Annotated in this window: 19 protein-coding genes and 1 pseudogene; 1 reads left to right on the forward strand and 19 read right to left on the reverse strand. The window is 36.4% G+C overall.

Features of this window, described 5'->3' with window-relative positions:
- Positions 1-207: 207 nt before the first annotated feature.
- Entirely contained in the window at positions 208-1,230 is a 1,023-nt protein-coding gene (locus LKD20_RS02650; RefSeq protein WP_227720819.1) for an inverse autotransporter beta domain-containing protein, read from the reverse strand.
- A 295-nt stretch (positions 1,231-1,525) separates the two neighbouring features.
- On the opposite strand from LKD20_RS02650, the gene LKD20_RS02655 reads away from it, so the two are divergent.
- On the forward strand, positions 1,526-3,151 hold the full coding sequence (locus tag LKD20_RS02655) for a class I SAM-dependent methyltransferase (protein WP_227720820.1): 1,626 nt from the start codon (positions 1,526-1,528) through the stop codon (positions 3,149-3,151).
- 434 nt (positions 3,152-3,585) lie between these two features.
- Here LKD20_RS02655 and LKD20_RS02660 read toward each other — a convergent pair whose 3' ends face one another.
- The 18 genes and pseudogenes from LKD20_RS02660 to rfbA form a co-directional block, all read right to left on the reverse strand.
- Positions 3,586-3,744: an inverse autotransporter beta domain-containing protein gene (locus LKD20_RS02660; protein WP_227720889.1), complete on the reverse strand. Its 159-nt coding sequence runs from the start codon at positions 3,742-3,744 to the stop codon at positions 3,586-3,588.
- Between the two features lie 383 nt (positions 3,745-4,127).
- The gene (locus LKD20_RS02665; protein WP_227720821.1) at positions 4,128-6,386 is read right to left on the reverse strand and encodes an autotransporter outer membrane beta-barrel domain-containing protein; all 2,259 of its coding nucleotides are present in this window, start codon (positions 6,384-6,386) and stop codon (positions 4,128-4,130) included.
- A 780-nt stretch (positions 6,387-7,166) separates the two neighbouring features.
- The gene (locus tag LKD20_RS02670) at positions 7,167-7,493 is read right to left on the reverse strand and encodes a hypothetical protein (protein ID WP_060924893.1); all 327 of its coding nucleotides are present in this window, start codon (positions 7,491-7,493) and stop codon (positions 7,167-7,169) included.
- 366 nt (positions 7,494-7,859) lie between these two features.
- Entirely contained in the window at positions 7,860-8,528 is a 669-nt protein-coding gene (locus LKD20_RS02675) for a hypothetical protein (protein ID WP_227720822.1), read from the reverse strand.
- Positions 8,529-8,691: 163 nt separating this feature from the next.
- A pseudogene (locus LKD20_RS02680) lies at positions 8,692-10,070 on the reverse strand (S-layer homology domain-containing protein).
- A 200-nt stretch (positions 10,071-10,270) separates the two neighbouring features.
- A complete protein-coding gene (locus LKD20_RS02685; protein WP_227720823.1) occupies positions 10,271-12,517 on the reverse strand; it encodes an autotransporter outer membrane beta-barrel domain-containing protein in 2,247 nt (748 codons plus the stop codon).
- A 347-nt stretch (positions 12,518-12,864) separates the two neighbouring features.
- Positions 12,865-14,190, reverse strand: a complete 1,326-nt coding sequence (locus tag LKD20_RS02690) for an S-layer homology domain-containing protein (protein WP_227720824.1) — start codon at positions 14,188-14,190, stop codon at positions 12,865-12,867.
- Positions 14,191-14,328: 138 nt separating this feature from the next.
- Positions 14,329-15,648 (reverse strand): putative porin, encoded by a 1,320-nt coding sequence (locus LKD20_RS02695; RefSeq protein WP_227720825.1) that lies wholly within the window; start codon positions 15,646-15,648, stop codon positions 14,329-14,331.
- A gap of 277 nt (positions 15,649-15,925) precedes the next feature.
- Complete coding sequence (locus tag LKD20_RS02700) at positions 15,926-16,483, reverse strand: hypothetical protein (RefSeq protein WP_227720826.1); 558 nt, start codon at positions 16,481-16,483, stop codon at positions 15,926-15,928.
- 7 nt (positions 16,484-16,490) lie between these two features.
- Positions 16,491-17,687: an AAA family ATPase gene (locus LKD20_RS02705; RefSeq protein ID WP_227720827.1), complete on the reverse strand. Its 1,197-nt coding sequence runs from the start codon at positions 17,685-17,687 to the stop codon at positions 16,491-16,493.
- Positions 17,688-17,837: 150 nt separating this feature from the next.
- Entirely contained in the window at positions 17,838-19,067 is a 1,230-nt protein-coding gene (locus LKD20_RS02710) for an S-layer homology domain-containing protein (protein WP_227720828.1), read from the reverse strand.
- A 186-nt stretch (positions 19,068-19,253) separates the two neighbouring features.
- The gene (locus LKD20_RS02715; protein ID WP_227720829.1) at positions 19,254-20,366 is read right to left on the reverse strand and encodes an AAA family ATPase; all 1,113 of its coding nucleotides are present in this window, start codon (positions 20,364-20,366) and stop codon (positions 19,254-19,256) included.
- Between the two features lie 282 nt (positions 20,367-20,648).
- Entirely contained in the window at positions 20,649-21,299 is a 651-nt protein-coding gene (locus LKD20_RS02720; protein WP_227720830.1) for a CatB-related O-acetyltransferase, read from the reverse strand.
- Between the two features lie 2 nt (positions 21,300-21,301).
- A complete protein-coding gene (locus tag LKD20_RS02725) occupies positions 21,302-22,441 on the reverse strand; it encodes a DegT/DnrJ/EryC1/StrS family aminotransferase (protein ID WP_227720831.1) in 1,140 nt (379 codons plus the stop codon).
- 84 nt (positions 22,442-22,525) lie between these two features.
- Positions 22,526-22,924: a glycerol-3-phosphate cytidylyltransferase gene (tagD, locus tag LKD20_RS02730; protein ID WP_227720832.1), complete on the reverse strand. Its 399-nt coding sequence runs from the start codon at positions 22,922-22,924 to the stop codon at positions 22,526-22,528.
- A 15-nt stretch (positions 22,925-22,939) separates the two neighbouring features.
- On the reverse strand, positions 22,940-23,938 hold the full coding sequence (rfbB, locus tag LKD20_RS02735) for a dTDP-glucose 4,6-dehydratase (protein WP_227720833.1): 999 nt from the start codon (positions 23,936-23,938) through the stop codon (positions 22,940-22,942).
- Between the two features lie 12 nt (positions 23,939-23,950).
- Entirely contained in the window at positions 23,951-24,529 is a 579-nt protein-coding gene (gene rfbC / locus LKD20_RS02740) for a dTDP-4-dehydrorhamnose 3,5-epimerase (protein ID WP_197414182.1), read from the reverse strand.
- A gap of 12 nt (positions 24,530-24,541) precedes the next feature.
- The gene (gene rfbA / locus LKD20_RS02745; RefSeq protein ID WP_060924886.1) at positions 24,542-25,420 is read right to left on the reverse strand and encodes a glucose-1-phosphate thymidylyltransferase RfbA; all 879 of its coding nucleotides are present in this window, start codon (positions 25,418-25,420) and stop codon (positions 24,542-24,544) included.
- Between the last annotated feature and the right edge of the window lie 13 nt (positions 25,421-25,433).

A 25,433-nucleotide genomic window follows, 5' to 3' on the forward strand; every position in this document is an offset into this window, starting at 1 on the left:
CTACATACTATAGCGCTCATGGCCTATTAACTGTGCACTTAACACAGTTTATCATAAATGAATATATTGTGAATGTAACTTCAGATACATCACTTAAATTATTCTGATATTATCGATATAAATATTAGGTATATCCATATAATATCTAATTCATATATTATTGTATCTGTATATTATTTTCTCTCTATATATTATTCAATCTTTAGATTATTCTACCCATATTGTATTTTGTCTTCTTACTAGTTCTAGCATTTTACCTCGCACCGTTGTGCTTTCACTAAGACGGTGCTGTCCACCATACCAAGCAATAGGTGAACCAGCTAGACGGAAGGTAATCTTACCATAAGGACTGCCAGAACTATGTTCAGGTTTATTATAGCCCATATCAATAGCCACACGCGGTGTGAGCTGTAATTCTGAGCCAATGCGCAAACCATTCTTATCCGCTTGTCGCACTTGTTTCCAATGATACCCTTCTACATATATCCGAGCCCCCCTTGCATTTGTAAAGGTCTTACCATACTCAACGGTATAGCCATCAGATACACGTTCTAATGTATGAAGATTGGCATCAAGGATTCTCTCATCAGATGCCGACCCATACCAATTAAATCTGAATTCGCTTTCACCAGACATATATTCAAGGCCCGCACTAAGGCGGTCATGATGCCGCAAGAATCGATGGTCATAAAATAGATGGGCACCATATACATGACGATCATCCTTTGAAATACGACGATAACCAACACCTACATTTACCGTGGTACCAATATCCGTCGCTCGTGACAAACGCTGTTGCGTAAACCACACCTGACGAGACGTATCATCATAATGCCCCAATGGCTGCACGGTCTCTACAGAGTACAGAGGTTTCCAGTCTTGTTGAAATTGAAAGCTCAATGTGGTCCGACGCATCCATGGTTTTCCCTTAGATCCATGCATCGCATTAGATACGTTTGTCATAGCCACCGCATTAATGGCACGGTTCACCGCATCAACATCAGTATACTGAACGGTCTTTGCATCTTGTCGATCCATAACAAGAGGTCCACCTTGACCAATGACATGATCTGGTGTTGCAGATGGCGTAATATGGAAATCTGCCATCTCCACTGCTGACGCATCTAATTGTGCCGCCTTATGTAATTGTTCTCCTTGTACCTTATCCTGTGCTGCTGTGGTCCCATAACACAACAAACACCCTAAGGCTATACACATAATACGTTTCATATCTCTCTACACATACAATTCATGAATTAAAAATGAAATATATATAAGTGTAGCGAATATAAACGTATACTGTCAAGCTTCTACAAGGGGGGTAGTGTTTTATATAATAGTATATATTATATAGTAATACTATTTTAATCATCCCTTACGATAGATATATTATAACGACAACCTATTTTGCTCTTCAGCCTTAATAACAACTCAAATTATGTCCAATTTTTTGGATATGGTTTCCAATTATGTGCTATACTAATCTCATGATTTAATACTATGCATGTAATCATTGGGGAAGTATATGAATAAGAATAAGAAAAATAAAAAAACTAAAACTAATGCAGAGGAAAAGCAAGTCGTTTCAACTAGTTCCGTCATATCGGAAAAGTTGCAAGGGGATATTGATGAGTTAAAAAACTCATACGACTCTTTCCTTTACGTATCTAAGCCGTTTTCCAGTACAAATATCAACAATTTACAAGCAAAGGCTAAAATGTACGGACTTAACCCAGTACCTCTAAAAGGGGCTCGCGTATTGGAATTAGGTGCCTCCTGTGGTGGCAATATCGTTCCACAAGCGCTGTACTATCCTGAAACTACTTTCACAGGCATCGACCTATCAGGCGTACAGGTAAAACACGGCAATGATATTATTAACTCCATAGGCCTCAAAAATGTGACCCTATTAGAAAAGGACATTCTCGATATCGATGAAAGTTTCGGGACCTTCGACTATATTATCGTTCACGGTATTTGGTCCTGGGTTCCAGATGTGGTGAAAGATAAAATCCTAAGTATTTGCAATGTGAATTTATCTGATAACGGTATCGCCTATGTATCGTATAATACGTATCCAGGTTGGAAACGTCTCGAACAATTGCGAGATATCATGTTATACTCTGAAAAACGAGCAAAGGACCAAGATTTATTAGAGCGTACCTTATATACTAAAAGCGTACTCAAAATGGTAGCAGACACTATGAATATTGATGATCGATCCCGTGCACAATCAGCCTATAAGATTAACAATATTCATAATGTATTGAATTCCAATGACTACTATGTAGCTCACGAATATTTAGAAGCCTTCAACGATCCTGTATATGTATCCGATTTCATTGAACGAGCACGCAAACAGGGTTGTGCCTATATCGGTGATGAAGTATTACAGCGTTCTTTTATCACTTGGCTTGCAGACGATGTTACGAATAATATTAGAACCTTATCTCATGACAACTATGTAGATAAAGAGCAATTCTATGACTACGTGTACGATACACAATTCCGTATGAGTTTATTAACAAAACTTCCAAACGAGGACAAAATCAATCACGAAGAAACAGTAACGCAAGATATTCTAAATAGCTTGTATTATGTAGGCAATTCCAGAAATGAAAAAGGAGTTCCAGAAGACTGGACTGATACTGTAAACATTGCCATCAAAGAGTTAATGGACACCCATAAACAGTTTAATGTACAAGGTATTATCAACCATATTAATAGTCAGTACCCTGGCTATAACATCAATATGGATCAACTCTATCAACGCTTACTATTATTAACTATTGTGGGGCAAATCAATATCTTTGGTGAGTCCTATCCTATGACTCCATTTGTTGAAAATGAAAGCTATATTCCACAGCGTTTTATCAATTACGTGAACACGCTAATTATGAAAGACGGAAATAAGTACATGGCCTTAGGAAACATGTACAACCAATTGGACAATGAAGTTGATAACGGTGTACTGTACGTGATGAATCAATTAGCACAACCGACCTCTCGTGCTAAATTACTTGAATTAGTAGAATCTGATTTAACAGTCAATCGCACTACAAAAGATGGTTACACCTATAAGGTTCCTAGTGAACAATACTTAAATGAGGTATTAATTCACTTAGAATATCTCGGCTATTTTACAAAATAACAACTATAGAACATCCTGAGCCCTTATTGTATTTTTTAACATGGCCATACACTCATGTAAAAAGAGGGTTATAGGACAAAAAGTGGGTAATTAATCAATAGAGATTAACTACCCACTTTTAATTTGGAGATAAGGTGGATTCTGATACTTGCCGTATGATATAAGTTTGTTATTGAGAGAGATTTAAAATTATACATTACAATAGTTATTAACGTAACTGGAGAGTAACTAATTATGAACAAAAATCATACATCATAATGTAGGTGGGCTACATATTAAGAAAATAGCTTTTAACAAAAGCTATTTTCTTCTAAGAACAGATAATACCAACACTCACCTTTCTCTACTTGAGTATATCATTTATTAAGCTCAGATAATAGATGATATACTCATTAAATTTTCATAAAAATTAATAATCCAAATAAGTTGCATTCTTATTCGAGCTCTAAATAGTAAGAACCATACCAGTTGAAGCAGAACTCGCTTTCACCAGACATATCTTCAAGGCCCGTACTGAGGCGATTATGATGACGCAAGAAGCGATAATCATAGAAGAGATGATCGCCATAAAGGCGACACTCATCCTTCGAGATAAGCTATTATTAACTACAGGTGTAACACTCAATATCCAGCTAGATAACAAACAAGCCCCCGTAGGAAACCTACGGGGGCTATTTATTTAACTACGACCATATAGCTAAAAGAGAAAGAATACGATATCCAAAAGGATTGTAATTGCTTTGTATCTAGGAGTAATTGCATATATTTGGATACCTGTGTGTAAATTTATCTATAGTACGTAAGGGTTGTCTATATATAAACTGCTATACGGTCATGGGTTTAGTATAGACCTAATGATGCTACTATTATGTGATTTTTTGCACACTTCTATATAAAAATAAAGAGGTAACGACTAGTGCTGTTACCTCTTCACTAGTTAGCTATTGTACAAAAAGATTATTTAATAAATCTACACTTAGAACTTATGCGTAAATCCTGCATTCACACCCCAGTCTGCTTGGAGATCACCAGACAAACCTGTGGCAACGTCAGCGAATACACTATTGTTGCTATTGAAACCATAACGGCCGCCGAATGCAAGTTCAGTCCAAGTACCTTTAAGGTCTTGCTCTGTTAATTTCGCAACACTGCCACTAGCAAATGCGGTTTTTACATTGCCTGTGAAAGCATGACCTGCTGCAAAACGTGTATAAAGGTTACCATTGCCAAATTGTTTACCCAATTCAAGGCCGATTTTACCAGAAGTGCTATTTACAGCAGATTGGTTAACAGATACATTGTCTACATTGAAGTTACGGCCACCGAAGTGTGTAAAGTTCAATTGTGCTTGTGGTTCTACATAGAAACCGTTATCGTATTTCAATGTTTTGCCATAGCGAACACCGATGCTGTACGCATTAGATTTTGTATCGCCAGACATAGCTTCACCAATTTCATTACGAGCTGTGAAGTCATTAGATACGCGACCAACTTGAGTTTCTACATGTACATATTGATCTTTGCCAAGGTCTTTCAAACCATAAGCACCTACGGAGAAGGATTTAACCTTGCCGGAACCATCGAATACATAGTCTTCAGAACCGCGAAGGTAAGATACTTGACCACCTATAGTCCAACCACGGCTGATTTTAGCATCATAACCGCCTTGGATGCGTGTATAATCTGTAGCTGTGTCGATACCGCTGCCAGAGTAGCTGTATTTACCGCCACCGATGCGAGCCCAAATACCAGTTGGTTCACCTTGTTGCAATACACGAGGACGATACATATCGTCAGCTACTATACGCCATGCATTGAAATTACCTACTACAGCGGAACGAATACCACGCATATGAGGTGTATCGTACGCACCACGAACAACAGGATTAGGATTTACTGGTTTAGGTGCTGGTATTACAGGTGTAACTGGTTTTGGATCTGGAGTCACCGGTGTAACTGGTTTTGGATCCGGAGTTACAGGTGTAACTGGTTTTGGATCTGGAGTTACAGGTGTAACTGGTTTTGGATCCGGAGTTACAGGTGTAACTGGTTTTGGATCTGGAGTTGGTGTAGGTTTTGGTTCTGGCACTACATAGGAGCCTTGGCCATTACCATCTTTCCATGTAATATCCCCTTCTTTTTGGTCTGTAGTCAACGCTTTTTTGTAACTAGACACGATACCTTTAGAAGCGATGGATACAGTACCAGAAAGGTTTCTTTCACCTTTTACATAGTTTTCATAATAGAATTTGTGGGCTAAGTTATCTAAAATCTTGTTTACATTGCTTTCAGAAGAAGTATCAAGATGATCGCCTGTTACATAGCCATGTACGCCAGAGCCAGCTGCAGCGGATTTTACAATGAAGTTACCACCCTCGATATCAGCTGGATCAAGACCATTTTTCTTAGAACCTTGTTTACCAAAGTTTAAACCAGTACCATCGCTCATATCATAAATAACGTTAATATGGCCATCTAGTTTATTCACATGAATATCGCTGCGGGAGTCCTGCGCAATACGGCTAAAGCCTTCACGCGTACGAGTACCTGTGAGGTTGTTAATACTACTACGTTCTGTTTTACCATCAATTTTGAAAGATTCCAAGCCGCCCATGCTATCATGGCTCCACATACCACCATCAAAGGTCATGTTGATTTCGCCACCCTTACCCTCTAAGGTATTCACAGCTTTACCGGAAAACTGGTTAGGACTGTTATGTGCACGACCGAGACCGATATTAATCACAGATGGTTGCTGTTCTTGATGAGGAGGCATCATTTTATCAGATACCAGCACATCACCTTGCATATTAAACACTTTGTGTTTTACAGTACCCGCATCATCAATGCCGAGATTAATTTTACTATTATATGCAAACGCTACTGGATATGGAGACTTCCATGGTGCAGTAGTCACGTCCATAATCCCGCCATCCACTTGAATGGAACTGTTATTTAGCATGCCTGTAATGAAAGCTGGTTGACGATAGCGTTTAGGCAATTGAGATGCATCAGGAGTATCCAAGGAGCCAATCGTAACTTGACCACCATTAGACGCTACCACACCATTCGCAGTCACACTTCCAGTACTTTCAAATTTACTATCTGCAGTAGTTGCAAAAACGCGTCCCTCAGAATTAAGACCTGCTGCAGCCCATGAGCTAGGCATAGCCATAGTAGATGACAATAAAGTCATCATAACAGCAGATAATAAAAATTTATTTCTTGCTCTCATCCTCTTACACCTCAACTATAAATACAATTACAATCACATTTGTGAAAGTTCATTCATAAACGAATATATATCTGTAAGTTGATTTATTAGTCTAAATAGACAGAAAAAATAGATATATACTCGCTTTATTAAGAACTCATATCCAACACTTTTAAAATATGTTTAAAATATTACACTATTTTTTGTGAATTGTAAATGAATTTTGTGAATTTTATTTAAAATTATTTAAAATATTAATAAATGAGTTATAAAGTAAGAGTATAAAAGTCCCATTTATTAGATAATTGATATGTACCCCCTTTACTGGACAACCAGTAAAGGGGGTACATATCAAGATTACTACCTTTTAGGTAGTAAATTCTATATAGTATTTATCCGTATTTGACGATATATAATATTGACCATATAATATAAGCAGATAGCCAAACGAGTAGAACCGTCGGGCTCATCTCAAGATTATAGGAAGTTGATGAAATGGCCTTTCAGTTATCCAGTTATTGGTAACGAAGGGCTATTTGTCTTTTCCAAGACAAATAAGCGCCACAAGTGCTCCAAAGGCAATAACTACGGTCATTACCTCTAGAATTATCATGATCAACTCATAATTACTCATAGACACCCCTCCCTTCATTTACGAAGAGAGGCCCAACCTCGCTTGACTATCCTACGTCAATTATATGGCGAACATATAAGCGAATCAACAAGAATCTATTAATAGAAATATACGAAATTATATAAGCAAAAAGGCAGCAATAAAATTGCTGCCTTTTTATTTACCCTTTACTTACGTGCCACACGCAAAGCGGCCATCATACCTGGAGATTTCCAAACGGATTGGCCATTGTCTGAGACGAGTTTGTTATTATAGTAGAATACATCTGCATTGTAATAGTTACTATCGCTAGTTGTTACCTTATAGCTAAGGCCAGATGTAGTGTACACCGTAAAGTTAAGTACATCCCCTACTTTCTTCACAGAGTCTTGATCTACGTACCAGCTATTACCATTATAAGTAGTAGCATACACATCTGTACGAGCTTCTACATCATATGTATTAATACCGATCAACACGAGTAGAGCTGCTAACATATATAAGAATTTACGCATTAGAATTACCTCCGTTTTATCGTTGGAATACTTGTTTATTATACCAAAAAACGGTGAAATTCGCATTAAAATGGCACTTTCTACTCTATTCAGAATTGACTGCTTTCAATATGTGATGTAATTCGTTTCATAACAGGTTTTTCTATGAAAGCTAACCACAGATAGCCTACGCACATACCAATGATAAAAATAAATCCCACGATTAACACAGCATATAGCGGTAATAATAGTGAAAAAAATACCAAGTCCTCAATATTAAGAATCCCTAAATCTTAATCTATCGCTATATTAATATGTAGCTCTGCAAAGTACAACTGTTGATTATTGCAATATAATATACAAATTATAATGTCTTTTTAATTATAATTATTTATTATATGATACCCCTCTTTCTAAAAGTATATCTTTGATAACTATATACTCAAAAGCTATTCGCTGTTTAAAACAATCTAAAACAGTAACAATTACACCATATATATTAAGGGCGCTTAATATAATAATAATTAACGGTATCGTCCATATCACATTAATTAAAAAGTTATATATTGCTAAGAAAATCATCATCACAAAAAATAGAACATAAAAACACCAAGCTTTATTAGTACCTAGCCCCAAGTATGTTAATGAAAGCCAACCTAATAATGGAACGGCAAAGTCTAAACTGATTAGAAAAATCACTAACGGTGTTAGTATAGCCACATCATATGATGATAAATTATCTGAAGTAAGAAATTTAACAATCTTATCTATATTAGATAAAAGAGCTCCTAAAACCCCTGCTAAAAGAATCTCTATCCATGAATAAGATAATCCTGCATTATACTCAACTGATTTATGACTTAATAAGTATAATAATTTATCTGTATCTAATTTTGAATATACATTATAACGTTTTTTATAAAACTTATCCCAATATCTAGATATATAAGTTCCTTCACTGACAGAAACACGTAAATTCTGCCAGTCACTCCAGATACACTTAATATTTCTACTAAAATTACTAACTATAGATTTACTTATACTCTTTAAATTCATAGATACCTCTCATTTCAACTATATTACTATAAGTAGAAATATAATATCATATTTGATGGTATTATATTTATTCATATTATCTTTTTAGATAATTAACAAAGCAATGCAAAAAGAGTGGTAGAACACAGTTCTCCACTCTTTTTGCAATTAACTTTATAAGATATTAAAATTGGTAGTTAAGGTCTACACGGTAGTAATCAGAAAGTTTTTCATTATCACCAGTAGATTTGTTTGTCTTGTTATTGAAGCCATAGTATGCAGTTAAGCCTACATTGTCTTGTAATGCATAGTTTGCAGTTGCTAACCAGCGCCTTTGAAGCCACGTAATTTAGTTACAAATGTGGATGTATTATCAAGGTATCTAGTAGTATCATCATAGCCAATTTGCCATGTAGAGGATTGAGCAGCCAAGTTTTCACCAAAGTTGAAATATTGGGCTTTCACATCCCATGTACCACGTTTAGCTTGATTATACACGCCGTAACCAAGTCCAGCAGTCCAGCCATAACCATGAGATACACCAGGAGCTTTCACCCATTCACCACCAACCCAAACTTTATCAAAGTTCATGTCTGTGCTAAAGCCATACATGTTACGGATATCATTGTTAGATGATTTTTCCTTGTTGTAACGAGCATAGAATGCACCAAGGGCTACATGTTTATTCAATTCACCTTTTAAACCAGCATACGTAATGGTGAAGTTTTTATCTCTATTAATTGTGCGTTCGCCATATTCATCGGTTACATAGCCACCTTCAACAGCATAACCATACGCTGCTTGGAATTGAACTTTGTCATTGCCCGCATTGAATTGAGCACCATCAAATGTATCGTCATAGATTAAACCATTACCAAATGTTTGTTGGAAACGACCAACCTTAGCGGATACTCTTTCACCAAATTTGTGATTTACATACGCACGATCAATAGTTACAGTGCCAGGTTTCAAGCCAATAGCGCCTACACCAGATGGAGTATGTGCATCACCAAATTCAATATTACCAGAAGTCATACGAACTACTGCTTCTGTACGATCATTAACCTTTGCATTGAATTGAACGCGAGCACGAGCATCAAATAAAGAACGTTGACTATAATCACGGGAATCAAGATTAGTTCTATCAGTTACATAGTGACCATTCTTTTCTTGGGCACCTAAATAACGAAGACGCATATCGCCTGTTACTTTCACATTACCTACGCGGTCTTCTAAACGAGCCACACGAACGCCCAAATTGTTCAATTCATTAGAGAACTCATCAGCCAAGTGATTAATCATAACCTGTTGCTCTGCATTGGCACAATCTTGGTTCGCCATAGCTTTTGCAATCATTTGCGCCATTTCGTAACGAGTAATGTTATTTTGGCCTTTGAAAGTTCCATCTGGGTAGCCATTTACGATGCCTGCCTCAGCTAATTGAGACACCGCTTGATACGCCCAAGAATCTGTGCTCACATCAGAAAATGGATTGTTAGCAAATGCAGTTGTTGCGCCCAATACAGCAGTTGCTGCTAACATTGCGGTAATTTGTTTTTTCATAATCTTACCCCATAACGCCTGTAGTATCGGTAGGCCCCTTTGATACTGCTCCTAAAAATTAGAGCACGCCTGTTCTAATTCTAGAGACACCATATTTATAAAAGCCCCAGAGTACTAACAGCTAATATACACCGCTATTAGTACTCTGGGGCTATTTTATATATAGACTATATTTTCAGATTATTTTAGGTAAATATATCTTAGAACTTATGTGTAAATCCAGCGTTTACAGACCAGCCTGCTTTATAGTCGCCAGATAAACCTGTGCTAATATCAGCATAAAGGCTGTTGTTAGCATTGATACCATAACGGCCACCGAATGCAAGATCAGTCCATGTACCTTTAAGGTCTTGTTCTGTAGATTTTACAGTGGAACCACTTGTATATGTAGTTTTCACCGAGCCAGAGAAGGCATGGTTAACACCTACACGAGTATAGATGCTACCGGCGCCAAAGGTCTTACCAATTTCAAGGCCAAGACCGCCAGCAGTGCTGCTTACGCCAGCTTGGTCTACATGCATGGTGCCTGCATTAAAGCTATCTCCACCAAAGCGGGTATAGCTCAATTGCGCTTGTGGCTCGATGTATAAACCATTTTGTAATTTCACAGTTTTACCATAGCGAGCGCCGATAGTATATGCATTAGCCTTAGTTTCGCCAGATAGGCTTTCACCAATTTCATTACGAGCTGTGAAAGTATTCGTTACGCGGCCAACTTGGGATTCAAGTTGAATGTATTGATCTCGGCCGAGGTCTTTCAAACCATAGGCGCCAACAGCAAAGGCCTTTTCTTTGCCAGAGCCATTGAACACATAATCATCATGGCCACGAAGGTAAGACACTTGACCGCCTACGGTCCAACCGCTACCAGTTTTAGCGTCGTAACCACCTTGAATGCGTGTATAGGTTGTGTCGGTATCAATACCTTGTGCATCATAACTGTATTGACCGCCACCGATATGGGCCCAAATACCTGTTGTTGCGCCTTGTTGCAATGCACGAGGACGGTAAATATTTATTAATGTGCGCCAGCCGTTGATATTGCTCATAATCGCGGAACGAGCGCCACGCATATGAGGAGTATCATATGCCGTTGTTTGAGCAGGTTGTGGGGTTGGTACCGGTTGCGGTGTTGGAGCCGGCGTTGGTTGCGGTGTTGGTGCCGGCGTTGGTACTGGTTGTGGTGTTGGCGCCGGTTGTGGCGCCGGTGTTGGCGTTGGTGCCGGTTGTGGCGCCGGTGTTGGCGTTGGTGCCGGTTGTGGCGCCGGTGTTGGTGTTGGCACTGGTTGCGGTGTAGGTGTTACTGTTGTATTACCGTACACATATTTACCTTGACCATTTTGATCCGCTTGCCATGTAATAGCACCTTCTTTAGCATAGCCAGACGTTACTACCTTAAAACGACCAGATTCAGCACCTTCAGAAGCAATAGCTACTGTGCCTTCAAGGTTTCTTTCACCAGTCACATAGTTATGATAATACACCTTATGTGCAAGATTATCTAAAACCTTGTTTACATTATCCTCAGTAGACAAGTCTAGTCCTTTGCGGCTGGTGTATAGATGAGCGCCAGCATTAGGGGCTGCACTTGTGATATGAATGTCGCCACCCCAGAAGGAATCAGCCGTTAAACCATTATATGTTGTAGTTGGCGGTGTATATTCTGGATCTTCGGTGTCTGCATATTCATCATTAGGATCATATATAAAATTAACATGGCCTTCGAGCTTATCAATATAGAGTTTATTATGCTCATTTTGCTCTACCACATTTTGAAAATTACGATTCGTAGAACCAACAAGTCGATGTACACGGCTAGGCATAGTACTACTATCAAGGTTAGTGCCATCAAGGCCACCTTGATACAATAGCTCCCAAGCCCCTCTTTCACCAAGGAACACATTGATATGATTATATTTTCTGTCATTTTCATCAGCTAAATTGAAAGCTAACCCAGACCAATTGGATTCCTCACCATCTATACCGATATTAATGGTTGAGCTATGAATTGGATCATGTTTAACTATAACATCGCCTTCAACGAATATTTTATCACCCGTAAATTCGCCGTGATGATCATGGACGCCTATATTAATTGTGCCCCCTTGAGCAAGAGCAACAGGTGTACTCACTCTACCAGAATTATATACACCTTTTTTCAATTTAATGTCTCCACCATTTTTACTGGTAGCAAATGCACTATGACCATAGCCAATATTAGAATACCCGTCTTCAATAATAACCATACCACCATTCGCTACTATAGAAGATATATTTTTATCGTATTCTGGGAATACACGTATCATATCATCACTGTTAGCTACAAAATCTGTATTATCAGTATACGGAGCGGTATAAGCCGCATCTACCACCATATTAGGCATTACAAATCCAGCAATCGCCAGTGCCACAGCTAGCGATAGCTTTGCTTTACTTACATGTCTCATAAAAATCCTCTCACTCTCACAATGTAAACAAACTATAAATTATCTTAAATTATAATTTACAATTTGTTATTTGTAAATATGAGAGAAATAAAATTAGTATAGACCTGTAGTATTGCCTGGACCCTTTAATACCTCTCCTAAAAAATAGAACAGGCCTGTTCTAATTCTGGAGAGACCATCTCAGGCTATCTTACAAATTAGAACACGCCTGTTCTATTTCTAGAGACACTATATCAGGCTCGTCTTGCTAATTACTACAGGCGTGTTCTAATTTAAAATCCCCTTGATAAGTACCGAGATACTCATCAAGGGGATTGTGTTAGTTATGAACGATACCAATCATCATATTAGAATTGGTAGTTAAGGTCTACGCGGTAGTAGTTGGAAAGTTTTTCGTTATCGCCAGTAGCCTTGTTTGTTTTGTTATTAAATCCGTAGTATGCAGTTAAGCCCACGTTCTTTTGTAATGCGTAATCAGCAGTTAATAACCAGCCTTTGAAGCCTTGGTAATTCAACGCACTAGTAGTGACACCAGCTCCAGTTGTAGCCCAAGCTGTATTAGTTAGGTCGTAAGCGATGTCCCATGTGGAGGATGCAGCGCCTAAGTTTTGGCCGAAGTTGAAGTATTGTGCTTTTACGTCCCAAGAACCGCGTTTTGCTTGGTCGTAGTCACCATAGCCAAGGCCAGCAGTCCATGCAGAACCGTGAGAAACGCCAGCTGCTTTCACCCATTCGCCACCAACCCAAACTTTATCAAAGTTCATGTCTGTGCTGAAGCCATACATGTTTCTAAGGTCGCCACTGGATTTGTGCGCATTTCTACGAGCATAGAAGCCACCAAGATTTACATGTTTATTAAGTTGACCTTTAACGCCTGCATAGGTGAAAGTTTTATTGGATTTCTTAGTTAAACCGTCAAAAGCACCTGCCACAGCATAGCCGTAGGCTGCTTGGAATTGAACTTTGTCGTTGCCTGCATTGAATTGAACGCCGTCGAATGTGTCATCGTAAATCAAACCGTTGCCGAGCATTTGGTCGAAGCGACCAGCTTTCACAGACACGCGTTCACCAAATTTGTGATTTACATAAGCGCGATCGATAGTGACCGTTGCATTACCACCATTAGTCGCATCGCCAAATTCAAAGTCTCCAGATGTTACGCGAACGACAGCATCTGTGCGATCATTCACCTTCGCATTGAATTGAATGCGAGCACGCGCGTCAAATTGGGAACCTTTGCTGTAATCGCCCACAGCGTTTACATAGTTACCATCTTTCTTTTGGGAACCAAGATAACGAAGACGCATATCGCCGGTTACTTTCACATTACCTACACGGTCCTCTAAACGAGCCACGCGAACGCCCAAATTATTCAATTCATTGGAAAATTCATCGGCTAAACGATTAATCATCGCTTGTTGTTCCGCATTAGCGCGGTCCTGATTAGCCATAGCCTTCGCAATCATTTGCGCCATTTCAAAACGGGTAATATCTTTTTGGCCTTTGAAAGTCCCATCTGGATAGCCATTAATAATGCCCGCATCCGCCAATTGAGACACGGATTGATACGCCCAAGAATCTGGCGTTACATCAGAAAACGGATTCGCTGCTAATACCGTCGTCGTACCTAACACAGCCATTGCTGCCAACATCGTTGCCAAGTGTTTTTTCATAATCTAACCCTCTCCACAAACACAATACATACTTTCATCAACAATATACATTACATAACACATACTTTCACTAATAATATACATTACACAACACATATAGATTAGGATATCTAGACATCATAAAAGCTGGACATCACATTAGAATTGGTAGTTAAGCTCCACGCGATAATAGTTAGCCAAGGAGCGCTTATCACTAGCAAGTTCAGATTTTGTTTTACCTTTGAACCCAGCATATACGCTAAGACCTAGATTGTCTTGCAATGCATAGTCCACAGTACCGAGCCAGCCTTTATACCCGTGGAACCATAAATGTCCACTACTTTCAGTTTGTGTAGAATCATAAGCAAGGTTCCATTTAGAGGACACAGCGCCCATCTTTTCATCAATATTGAAGTATTGGGCTTTTACATCCCAAGTACCCTTTTTAGCTATGTCATAATGACCATATCCTGCACCAGCAGTCCAACCAGTGCCATGGTCCGTATGGGCTGCTTTCAACCATTCGCCGCCAATCCAAACCTTATCAAAATTAATATCGGTATGGAAACCATAAAACTTTCTAAATATGAAGCCCATATTATATGGTGAGTTCATACGAGCATAGAAACCGCCCATGCTGATATGTTTATTTGGCTGACCTTTAAGGCTAGCATAACTAACGGTATCATTCATATCTGCGGAGGTACCATTAAACATCCCTTTTAAGAAATAGCCATGGGCCCCTTGGAATTGGATTTTATCGTTGCCGATATTAATTTGAGCACCGTCAAACACATCGTCATAGTAGTAACCATTGCCGATAACTTGGTTAAAGCGCCCTACCTTTGCAGATACATATTTGCCGAATCGATGATCCACATAAGCACGGTCGATGTAAGCTGCCCCAGTCATTTCACCTGTATTATCATCGTAAGTATTACCAAATTCAATAGAATCGGTCGTCATACGCACTACCGCATCCGTCTTGTCATTAATCTTCGCATTGAATTGGACACGTGCACGCATATCAAATTGGGACTTTTGGCTATACTCCCCTTGAGTTCTTATAAAGTCAGGCCCCATCGCTTTAGTGCCAAGATACCGCAAACGCACATCACCATTTACTTTCACATTACCCACGCGGTCCTCTAAGCGATTGACGCGAACGCCCAAATTATTCAACTCATTGGAAAATTCATCAGCTAAACGATTAATCATCGCTTGTTGCTCTGCATTCGCGCGGTCCTGATTGGCCATAGCCTTCGCAATCATTTGCGCCATTTCAAAACGAGTAATGTCCTTTTGGCCTTTGAAAGTCCCATCTGGATAGCCATTAATAATACCTGCACTCGCCAATTGAGACACGGATTGATACGCCCAAGAATCTGGCGTTACATCGGAAAATGGATTCGCTGCGAACGCAGTCGTTACACCTAACACAGCCGTCGCTGCCAACACAGCAGCCAATTGATGTTTCATAAAATACCTCTCTTATACAGAAACTATATGTTACATGCTATAGTCGCATGAATCAGTATATAAGTACCCTCATTTCCTCTATATGAAAAACATACAACTATACAATTCCTTTCTAGTATAATAATGAGAGATAAATAATCGATAAGCAGAACATAAAATATTCATATTATTTTCATTTTTAAGCAAATATAAAACAAAAAAGGCTATCCCAAAATATGATTAAATCACATTTTAGGACAGCCTTATTACTATAAATTTTTAACTACATAATACAAAACTAATGACACAAATCATAGAGACCATATTTATCTCTCAAATCACGTATTTTATTATATTGTACCTTCAACACATGAGCTGCTTCCACTAAATTAGTAACCTCAAATTCAAACACACGCTTAACTGAACCTTCCGTTTTTATATCCCAATCGAAAAAGCCTTGTGCAAATTCAGATGCTTTAGGCTTAGGGTTTTGCTGATTATATGTTTTCCATTTATTTATATGTATAATGAATAAAATCTCAAACTCAGGGTACGTATATATATAATAAATAGGGATATGCCGAAACTCTCTGGGTAACGTAATTGTCTCTTTCAAACTATCTAATATATAAATGAGTGCTGGCGGCTTATCATAATCATTACGCAATATTTCCTGTAAGTGTTTAGAACGTTGTTTACGGGTGCGCAATTTTCTTAAATTATCAAAATTACAACTGCTTACATCTAAGGTTAATTTTTCTTCTTCAGATAGCCACTTTAAAGCATCCTCTTCATTCCGGCCTTCACAGAAGAAAATAATATAATGATCTGTACATATATCTGTTAATGTAGACATATTACACCTATTTAACAGTACCCGCTAACGCCTGCTCTGCTGCTTTCATAGATGCATATTTAGGCACTGTCCCTTTAATTAAATTACCTAAAATAACATTTGATTTGAGTAATTCATTACGTTCAATTTCATCACTGTATTTAACAGCCTCTAATATTCCATCGCTACGTTTACGAGTAATATAAATATTATCTTTCCTTACAAAAGTATCCAATAATTCTGGGTAATGGGTTGTAAAAATTAAGCAGGCCCCATGAGGGTTATAATCGCGATTTTCAAATAAAGATAGAATCCATTCTACAAGACGTTTATTAATATGATTTTCTATCTCATCGAATAGAATGTACCCTCCTGCTTTTAATACGGATTGGAGAGCTGGAAAAAAGTGCAATGCTTTTACAGTACCAGAAGATAAGATAGATTCTAACTCATCATAAGATAAATCGTACTCAGAATCACCATCTTTTTTGAATTTCAATTTGTATTTGTCTTTTCCCTCTGACTGTTCAATACAACTAATTGCACTATCAAAACACTGTATAATCGACACATCTGGAATTGTAGGTCGTATATTCCTAACGGTATTATATTTTTCAAACGAACAAAGTACCTTTGTTGCCTTATCCTTAAACATGCTCGCAATACTCATGTCATCAAGTAAAAACTTAGCATCTTCAAAATCGGTACGTTGATTAACAACCTTAGAGCGTACAAAATTAAATAGATTCTTTTTAGTTAGTTTTGTGAACGATCGTACTTTCAATATCTCATTCTTATAAATAAAATCATATTCATCGTCCAATGTATATCGTTTTATGATTGAAGATGTTAATTCTAATATTTGTTTACCAATTTCAAACCACATAACAAAAACTATTGGTTTCTCTTTTGTACCATCAGCACTTCCTATAATTTTCTGAATAATTGGTTTAATATGAGGGTCATTCAACCTAGCATCATTAGCCACAATCTGTAACAATATCTGAATAACTTCTAAAATCGTGGTCTTACCTGTTGCATTAAGACCTGTGAAAGCTATTATATTTTGGGAATAAATAGACGCTCCACTATCAATCCTATATGCCCTTTCTATGTTGTCATTATCAGTAAGTAATTGGCTTACTTTGTCGGTGGCTACTAAATCAATATGTAAATTTTTACCAAACAAATTAGTATTATGTATTTCAAACCCTAATAACCGCACTATAACACCTCCTTTTTTAATTATTATATCATAAAAACCTATTTAAAACATTTATTTTGTTTAAAAAAGAGTATTACAAATAAAAAAAGATGGCGAAACATGCGTTTCGCCATCTTTGTACATGTACTTAAACTACACTAATCTACGAGATTAGAATTGGTAGTTAAGGTCAACACGGTAGAAATCGTTTTGATCAGCACCGGCTTGATCTTTCCAATTGAAGCCATAGTAAGCAGTTAAGCCAACATTGTCTTGTAATGCATAGTCAGCAGTTGCCATCCAACCTTTATAACCAGCAGTGTAAGCATGATCCCAAGTACTGGACAAGATAGGAGCATTAGCTTTTTGGTTGAAGTATTGAGCTTTTACGTCCCAAGTACCTTGTTTAGCTTGGTCATATGCGCCATAACCAACACCTGCAACCCATGCTTGAGATTTTTCCATATTAGAAGCTTTTAACCATTCGCCACCAACCCAAACTTTATCGAAGTTAATGTCTGTGTTGAAGCCATAGATATTTTTATAAGCTTTGTTAGCTGGAGTTGCTGTAGCAGTAGTTTTCAAATCTTCGCCATTTACACGAGTGTAGAAACCACCTACGTTAACATGTTTACCAACTTTGCCATTTAAGTTAACAACAGCAAGTTGAGAGTTTTCTTTGGTATTAGCACTAACACCTTCAATAGCATAGCCATAAGCTGCTTGGAAGTTAACTTTGTCGTTACCAGCATTGAATTGAGCACCATCAAAAGTATCGTCATATGCTAAACCAGCACCTAACATTTGACCAAAACGACCAGCTTTAACGGATACGCGTTCGCCAAATTTGTGGTTTACATATGCGCGGTCAACTTTTACAGTTGTATCAGCATTAGCATCACCAAATTCGAAATCACCAGCAACCACACGAACAACTGCATCAGTACGATCGTTTACTTTTGCATTGAATTGCAAACGTGCACGTGCGTCGAATTTAGAGTTACCTTTTTCTTCATCTTGGTAACGAAGACGAGCATCGCCAGTTACTTTCACATTACCAACACGGTCTTCCAAACGAGCTACACGAACGCCCAAGTTGTTCAATTCGTTGGAGAATTCATCAGCCAAACGATTAATCATCGCTTGTTGTTCAGCGTTAGCGCGATCTTGGTTAGCCATAGCTTTAGCAACCATTTGAGCCATTTCATAACGAGTGATGTTATTCTGGCCTTTGAAAGTGCCATCTGGGTAACCATTAACAATACCAGCATTTGCCAATTGGGAAACTGCTTGGTATGCCCAAGAATCTGGAGTTACATCGGAGAATGGGTTAGCTGCGAATGCAGTAGTTACACCCAAAACTGCTGTTGCTGCGAAGATTGCTGCGAATTGTTTTTTCATAATACAATACCTCTTCTTAAAACTAAAACAATTACTATACAATCTTGTAAAGCAATACGCTTATCCCTATGTGTCCATGTTTCCATACAAATAATACGTATACCTTTACAAGATATACGTATACTGTATCATATAGAGATTAAATATCATTTAAATATTCATGAAATTTTCATTCATCTTTTGCTATTACAATAATATATCTTTTATCATAGAGTCATTAATAATTTGAATAGCCCCATACAAGCCATCTTGGTAACTCTTTTTAATATCCTTAATACTTAACTCATTATAATCAAAAGCATTATCTAGAGTAGATATACCATAATAACTCTTATCTACAAACCAAACTTGATCAGTTCTTATGGGAGCATCTAATATATCTGTATTATGTGCAGTCGCAATTAATTGCGTGCTTGTATCATTCCATTCATTAAAAATACGTAATAGGATATTAACTAATTTAGGATGTAAAAAACAATCAAAATCATCAATTAAAAATAGCTTAGAATTATGATGATTGTCCAAAATCATCATTGCTAAAAGCAAGAGTTTCCGTGTACTGATACTTTCTGCTTCATAATCAATAGTAAAGCTTCTTCCATCTTTACATTCATATTCAAATTGAAGCAATAATCTAGATTCTAAATTTTGATTATTTTCTTGTATTGGTATGAAAGATTCTTGTATTTTAATATCTTTTATATGGAAATCTGCAGCCTTCAAAAAATACAAGACTTTTTCTTTTAAATCAGGATTAGTATATAACGGCTTAAATAATTCCTGGTTGCATAAAACATTATGTCCTAAACCAAGTATAAGGATATCTTGTGCGAACCATTCATATGACTCTTTAGATTCTGGTACATTATTTGATTGAGCAAAAAATAGCAATGGCTGATTAGCTCTTAATGCGCCCTTTAAACCCTTTATTGATGACGGCATAATGATATCATCAACAGTCCTATTAAAAATGATATTATCATTCATAATTAAACGCTCTTCATTAATACTATGAGCATCATAATCTAATTCATAACAATATAAATTTCCATTTTTAATAAATTGAATTTTGAAATAATTATTACCTTCTCCATTGGCAAAAGAATCAACAGGTAAAGCCTCTAACTCAGAAGATGTGCCATGAACAATAATAGCTCTAAGTAGTTGGAAAGCTCTAATCACATTAGATTTTCCAGATGCATTACCGCCAAAAATAAATGATGATTTAACAACATCTATATCTCTGGATGATATGGTATTTTCTTTAGTATACTCAACAATACCTTCACCTACTTCCATAGAAAAGGTAACTTCTTCTTTAAATGAACGAATATTTTTGAAAGTAAAATCTATTAGCATATTCCTAAGATATTATTTACAACAATCTAATATATACTGAACAGTCTCATTCTTTCTATAATCTATGTTATACAAATTAAATCTTACTAATTTATCAAATTCTGATGCATATAACATTTTTTGATATTTACATAATGTGCTAGATAAATCGTTTTGAATTAATAAAATACTAATAAAACCTTCTATATTTACTTAATATGTAAATATAGAAGGCTTCACCTTTTATTTATACCTGGCTATAAACTCTTCAATTTTAGACCAATACTTCATACTTTCAAAGATTTTATCATCATCCCATTTCCACCATTTCATGGACAATAAAGATTCTACTATACTATCAGAAAATCGTTGTTTTATAACTCGATTACTACCTACAACAACTGTGTATGGCTCTACATCCTTTGTAATGACACTACCTACTCCTATAACGGATCCATCACCGATAGTTACACCACTTCTAATAATACTATGAGCTCCAATCCATACATCATTACAAATTCTAATACTTCTATCCGCGTTAGGCATATCTTTCTTGTAATCAAGAAAATTTCCATATGTACTTACATAATTAATATTATGACCATTTTGAACAAGATGTTGATCAATACCTATCGAACAAAAACTACCTATTGAATGCATTTCTCTTTCTTGATAAGAACGATAGCCATATGTGAATTTTCCAATTGGTATACCAATATATTTATCAAACCAATATCTAGATAAATTATCTTTCCAGCCATATTTCTTTTTTGAATATTTATATAACCATTCAGGAGGATTACTTGTCCCTCTAATTTTTCGTATACCTTCCAAATAGAGTTTTTCCCATTCCGTAATCCCATATTTTTCTACTAACTCATCTATGATTTCCATATTTATGCATTCACAAACTCAATAACTTTATTAGCAATCATTTTTACATCATCTTTTGTTAAATACATATGAAGTGGCATTGTAATAATTCTATTAGACATTCTATGCGCATTGGGACATTTACCATTATCATAAGAATACATTTCATACTCTGTATTATCACGATAGTGAACCCCAGGATAAATATCATTTTCTTGTAAATATTCAAGTAAACCATCTCGATTATCTACAGCAATTTCATAGATATGATAAGAACATTCATCAGCATGTGGTGCACCTATAATTTGGATTTTAGGCTCGTTTTTAAACATCTCATCATAGCATCTTGCTAATTCACGGCGATATTCATTTGTTTCGTCCAAATACTTAAGTTCCACTAAGCCAATAGCAGCCATAATCGAATTACCATGATCTTTATAACCAAGGTACTCTACATCATATTTCCATTTATAAGAACCCTTTGTACCACTATTACGAGCATAAGTATCCTTATTAATACCTAACCATGTCAATTTACGGCAAATTTCATCATATTTTTTATTATGGAAACAAATCATACCACTATCAGCAGTTGGTAAGTTTTTAACAGCTTGGAATGAATAAACAGCCACATCTACACCATCCCATGTACCTGGCATTTGTTCATTTACACGAGTACCAGCCATGTGAGCCGCATCAAGAATTAACTTAAGATTATGTTCTTTACAAATTTCAATAATTTTATCTAATTGACCAACACGCCCACCATAACCAACGAAAATAACAGCTTTAGTTTTATCACTAATTTTTCGTTTTACATCTTCAGGATCCAAACAAAGGTATTCATCTACATCAGCAAAACGAGGTACTAATTTTTCATATAGAATGGCATGGTTTGTAGAAACAAAAGTAATCGGTGTTGTTATAACTTCATCACCGTTTTCCCAACCATTTTCTTTTTTTAAGATTTCTACCGCTAAATGTAATCCAACAGTAGCAGAATTTAAGAAATGAGCATTCTCATGACCAGTATATTCTTTCCATTTATTTTCAAATTCTACTGTTTTAAAACCAAGACCAGTCCACCCTATTTCAAGACATTCTCTGATTTCGTTTAAACATTCTTCTACATGATATTTAGGTTTTAATACTTGAATCGTCATGATAACCACTCCTCTATAAATATGATGATTATTACCTGTCTCTACTATTTAAAATTAATAATAGTATCTATCTTATTACTTTATCTATACTCTATTTTTTTCTAAATCTTTCTTTATCTTTGTAGTTGATATTTCTTTCGTTCTAGGTAAATAAATTACCTCACAATAATCTTTTAGAAAGTCAAATTTTCCCTTCCAATCATCTCCCATGACAAACGTATCAATTCCAAATTCTTTAATATCATCAATTTTCTGATTCCAATTATTCTCAGGAATAACCAAATCAACATAGCGAATTGACTCTAATAATTGTTTTCGAATCTCATAACTAAAATAACATTCTTTATTTTTACTATTCTTATTAAATTCATCTGTAGAAAGGCAAACAATTAAATAATCTCCCATTTGTTTTGCTCTCTTCAATAAGTTAATATGCCCATAATGTAGTAAATCAAATGTTCCATATGTAATAATTTTTTTCATAATACCATCTTACCCTTAATTTGTTCTTTTATATTCCCCACTAATAATATGTTCCCACCAATCTTGATTATCCATATACCATTGAATGGTTTTCTTTATTCCCTCATTAAAAGATGTTTTAGGCAACCACCCTAATTCATTATTGATTTTAGTAGGATCAATAGCATAACGTTGGTCATGCCCTGGTCGATCTGTAACATAAGTAATTAAAGATTCATCTTTTCTCAATGCAGATAAAATCGTTTTTACTACATCAATATTAGCACGTTCATTATGACCGCCAATATTATAAACCTCTCCTACACGACCTTTTCTAATAATTAAGTCGATAGCTTCACAATGATCTTCTACATATAACCAATCGCGTACATTCTTTCCATCCCCATAGACAGGTAATTGTTTATTATTAAAAGCATTAATAATCATCAATGGAATCAATTTTTCAGGAAAATGATATGGTCCATAGTTATTCGAACAGCGAGAGATTGTTACAGGTAATCCATACGTTCTATGATATGCTAATACTAATAAATCAGCCGATGCTTTAGATGATGAGTATGGACTCGATGTATGAATCGGTGTTTCTTCTGTAAAAAATAAATCTGGTCGATCTAGTGGTAAATCACCATATACTTCATCTGTAGAGACTTGATGATAACGTTGAATTCCATATTTACGACATGCATCCATTAATATAGCAGTTCCCATAATATTCGTACGTAAGAATATTTCAGGATTCTCAATACTTCTATCTACATGAGATTCGGCCGCAAAGTTGATAATTATATCTGGCTTATATTGCTCAAATATTTCATATACAGCCTGTCTATCTGCAATATCTGCTTTCACGAAAGAAAAATTAGGCTTATCTTTTACAGGCTCTAAAGTTTCTAAATTACCTGCATAGGTTAGCGCATCAACGCATATGATATGGTCCTCTGGATACTTAGCTACCATCATATGTACAAAGTTACCACCAATAAATCCAGCACCACCAGTTACAATAATATTCATATGCTCACCATCCTATTGTCTACTATCTGCCATTGTAAATGATATCTTATTCTCTAATTCATCAAAGAATGGAGATTTAGTATCCTTCTCAGATAGGATAGGATTTTCTATACCCCAATTAATGTCCAATGTAGGATCATTCCATCGAATACCGCCATCTACCTCTGGTGCGTAATAGTTATCTGCTTTATACATAAACTCAACATGATTGGTTAGTGTCACAAAACCATGTCCAAAGCCTCGAGGTATTAGAAATTGTTTTTGGTTTTCTTCACTAAGTTCAACAGCATACCATTGTTTATATGTAGGACTATCCTTACGAAGATCAACTGCTACATCGAGTACAGCACCACGAACACATCGTACTAATTTAGCTTGTGCCTTATCGCCATATTGGAAGTGAATACCACGCAATGTACCTTTTATAGTTGATGATGAATGATTATCCTGTACGAAATTATAAAATAAACCAGCCTCTTCCATAGTTCGCTTATTCCATGATTCCATAAAGAAGCCTCTATAATCGCCAAAGACTTGTGGCTCAATAATCATAAGACCTGGTATACCTGTTTCTGTAACCTTAATTCCCATACTATACAACCCCTATCCTTGTATTTGCCCCTCTGCTACACGTCGTAAATGTTTACCATATGGCGATTTTCCATATAGCTTTGCACTCTCTAATAATTGTTCTTTACTAATCCAATTATTACGATAAGCAATTTCCTCTAATGCAGATATTTCAATACCAGATCGAGTTTGGATAACACGCACAAATTCAGATGCATCACTAAGAGAATCTACAGTTCCCGTATCTAACCAAGAATACCCTCTACCAAGTGTGTGAACACGTAAATCACCACGTTCTAAGTACATCTTATTTAAATCTGTAATTTCTAATTCTCCACGATCAGATGGTGTTACCTTTTTAGCCAATTTACAAACGTCTTTATCATAAAAATATAACCCTGTAACGGCATAATTTGATTTAGGATGTTTTGGTTTTTCTTCAATAGATTTTACTAATCCATTTTCATCAAATTCAACAACACCAAATCGTTCTGGATCTTCTACATGATAACCAAAAACAGTAGCACCACTCGTGGCCTGTGCAGCTTCTTGCAATTGTTTTCTCATCCCTGCCCCATAAAAAATATTATCGCCCAAAATCATGGCACAAGAATCACCATCAATAAATTCTTCACCAATAATAAAAGCTTGTGCTAATCCATCTGGGGATGGTTGCTCTTTATATTGTAAATTAATACCATATCTAGAACCATCACCTAATAAGCGTTCAAAATTAGGTAAATCCTGCGGTGTTGATATAATCAAGATATCCTTAATCTCTGCTAACATAAGCATAGATAATGGATAAAATATCATGGGTTTATCATAAACAGGCAATAATTGCTTAGATGTTACTAATGTTAGTGGATATAGACGTGTCCCTGATCCACCAGCTAAAATAATCCCCTTCATACTACCCCTTCTC

The organism is Veillonella fallax, assembly GCF_020687175.1.
In the GTDB taxonomy this organism is placed as follows: domain Bacteria; phylum Bacillota; class Negativicutes; order Veillonellales; family Veillonellaceae; genus Veillonella; species Veillonella fallax.

Excerpts from the sequence above, each read along its gene's own strand:
- LKD20_RS02650 (WP_227720819.1), bottom strand. The coding sequence starts at position 1,230 with ATGAAACGTATTATGTGTATAGCCTTAGGGTGTTTGTTGTGTTATGGG.
- LKD20_RS02655 (WP_227720820.1), top strand. The coding sequence starts at position 1,526 with ATGAATAAGAATAAGAAAAATAAAAAAACTAAAACTAATGCAGAGGAA.
- LKD20_RS02665 (WP_227720821.1), bottom strand. The coding sequence starts at position 6,386 with ATGAGAGCAAGAAATAAATTTTTATTATCTGCTGTTATGATGACTTTA.
- LKD20_RS02670 (WP_060924893.1), bottom strand. The coding sequence starts at position 7,493 with ATGCGTAAATTCTTATATATGTTAGCAGCTCTACTCGTGTTGATCGGT.
- LKD20_RS02675 (WP_227720822.1), bottom strand. The coding sequence starts at position 8,528 with ATGAATTTAAAGAGTATAAGTAAATCTATAGTTAGTAATTTTAGTAGA.
- LKD20_RS02685 (WP_227720823.1), bottom strand. The coding sequence starts at position 12,517 with ATGAGACATGTAAGTAAAGCAAAGCTATCGCTAGCTGTGGCACTGGCG.
- LKD20_RS02690 (WP_227720824.1), bottom strand. The coding sequence starts at position 14,190 with ATGAAAAAACACTTGGCAACGATGTTGGCAGCAATGGCTGTGTTAGGT.
- LKD20_RS02695 (WP_227720825.1), bottom strand. The coding sequence starts at position 15,648 with ATGAAACATCAATTGGCTGCTGTGTTGGCAGCGACGGCTGTGTTAGGT.
- LKD20_RS02700 (WP_227720826.1), bottom strand. The coding sequence starts at position 16,483 with ATGTCTACATTAACAGATATATGTACAGATCATTATATTATTTTCTTC.
- LKD20_RS02710 (WP_227720828.1), bottom strand. The coding sequence starts at position 19,067 with ATGAAAAAACAATTCGCAGCAATCTTCGCAGCAACAGCAGTTTTGGGT.
- LKD20_RS02715 (WP_227720829.1), bottom strand. The coding sequence starts at position 20,366 with ATGGAAGTAGGTGAAGGTATTGTTGAGTATACTAAAGAAAATACCATA.
- LKD20_RS02720 (WP_227720830.1), bottom strand. The coding sequence starts at position 21,299 with ATGGAAATCATAGATGAGTTAGTAGAAAAATATGGGATTACGGAATGG.
- LKD20_RS02725 (WP_227720831.1), bottom strand. The coding sequence starts at position 22,441 with ATGACGATTCAAGTATTAAAACCTAAATATCATGTAGAAGAATGTTTA.
- tagD (WP_227720832.1), bottom strand. The coding sequence starts at position 22,924 with ATGAAAAAAATTATTACATATGGAACATTTGATTTACTACATTATGGG.
- rfbB (WP_227720833.1), bottom strand. The coding sequence starts at position 23,938 with ATGAATATTATTGTAACTGGTGGTGCTGGATTTATTGGTGGTAACTTT.
- rfbC (WP_197414182.1), bottom strand. The coding sequence starts at position 24,529 with ATGGGAATTAAGGTTACAGAAACAGGTATACCAGGTCTTATGATTATT.
- rfbA (WP_060924886.1), bottom strand. The coding sequence starts at position 25,420 with ATGAAGGGGATTATTTTAGCTGGTGGATCAGGGACACGTCTATATCCA.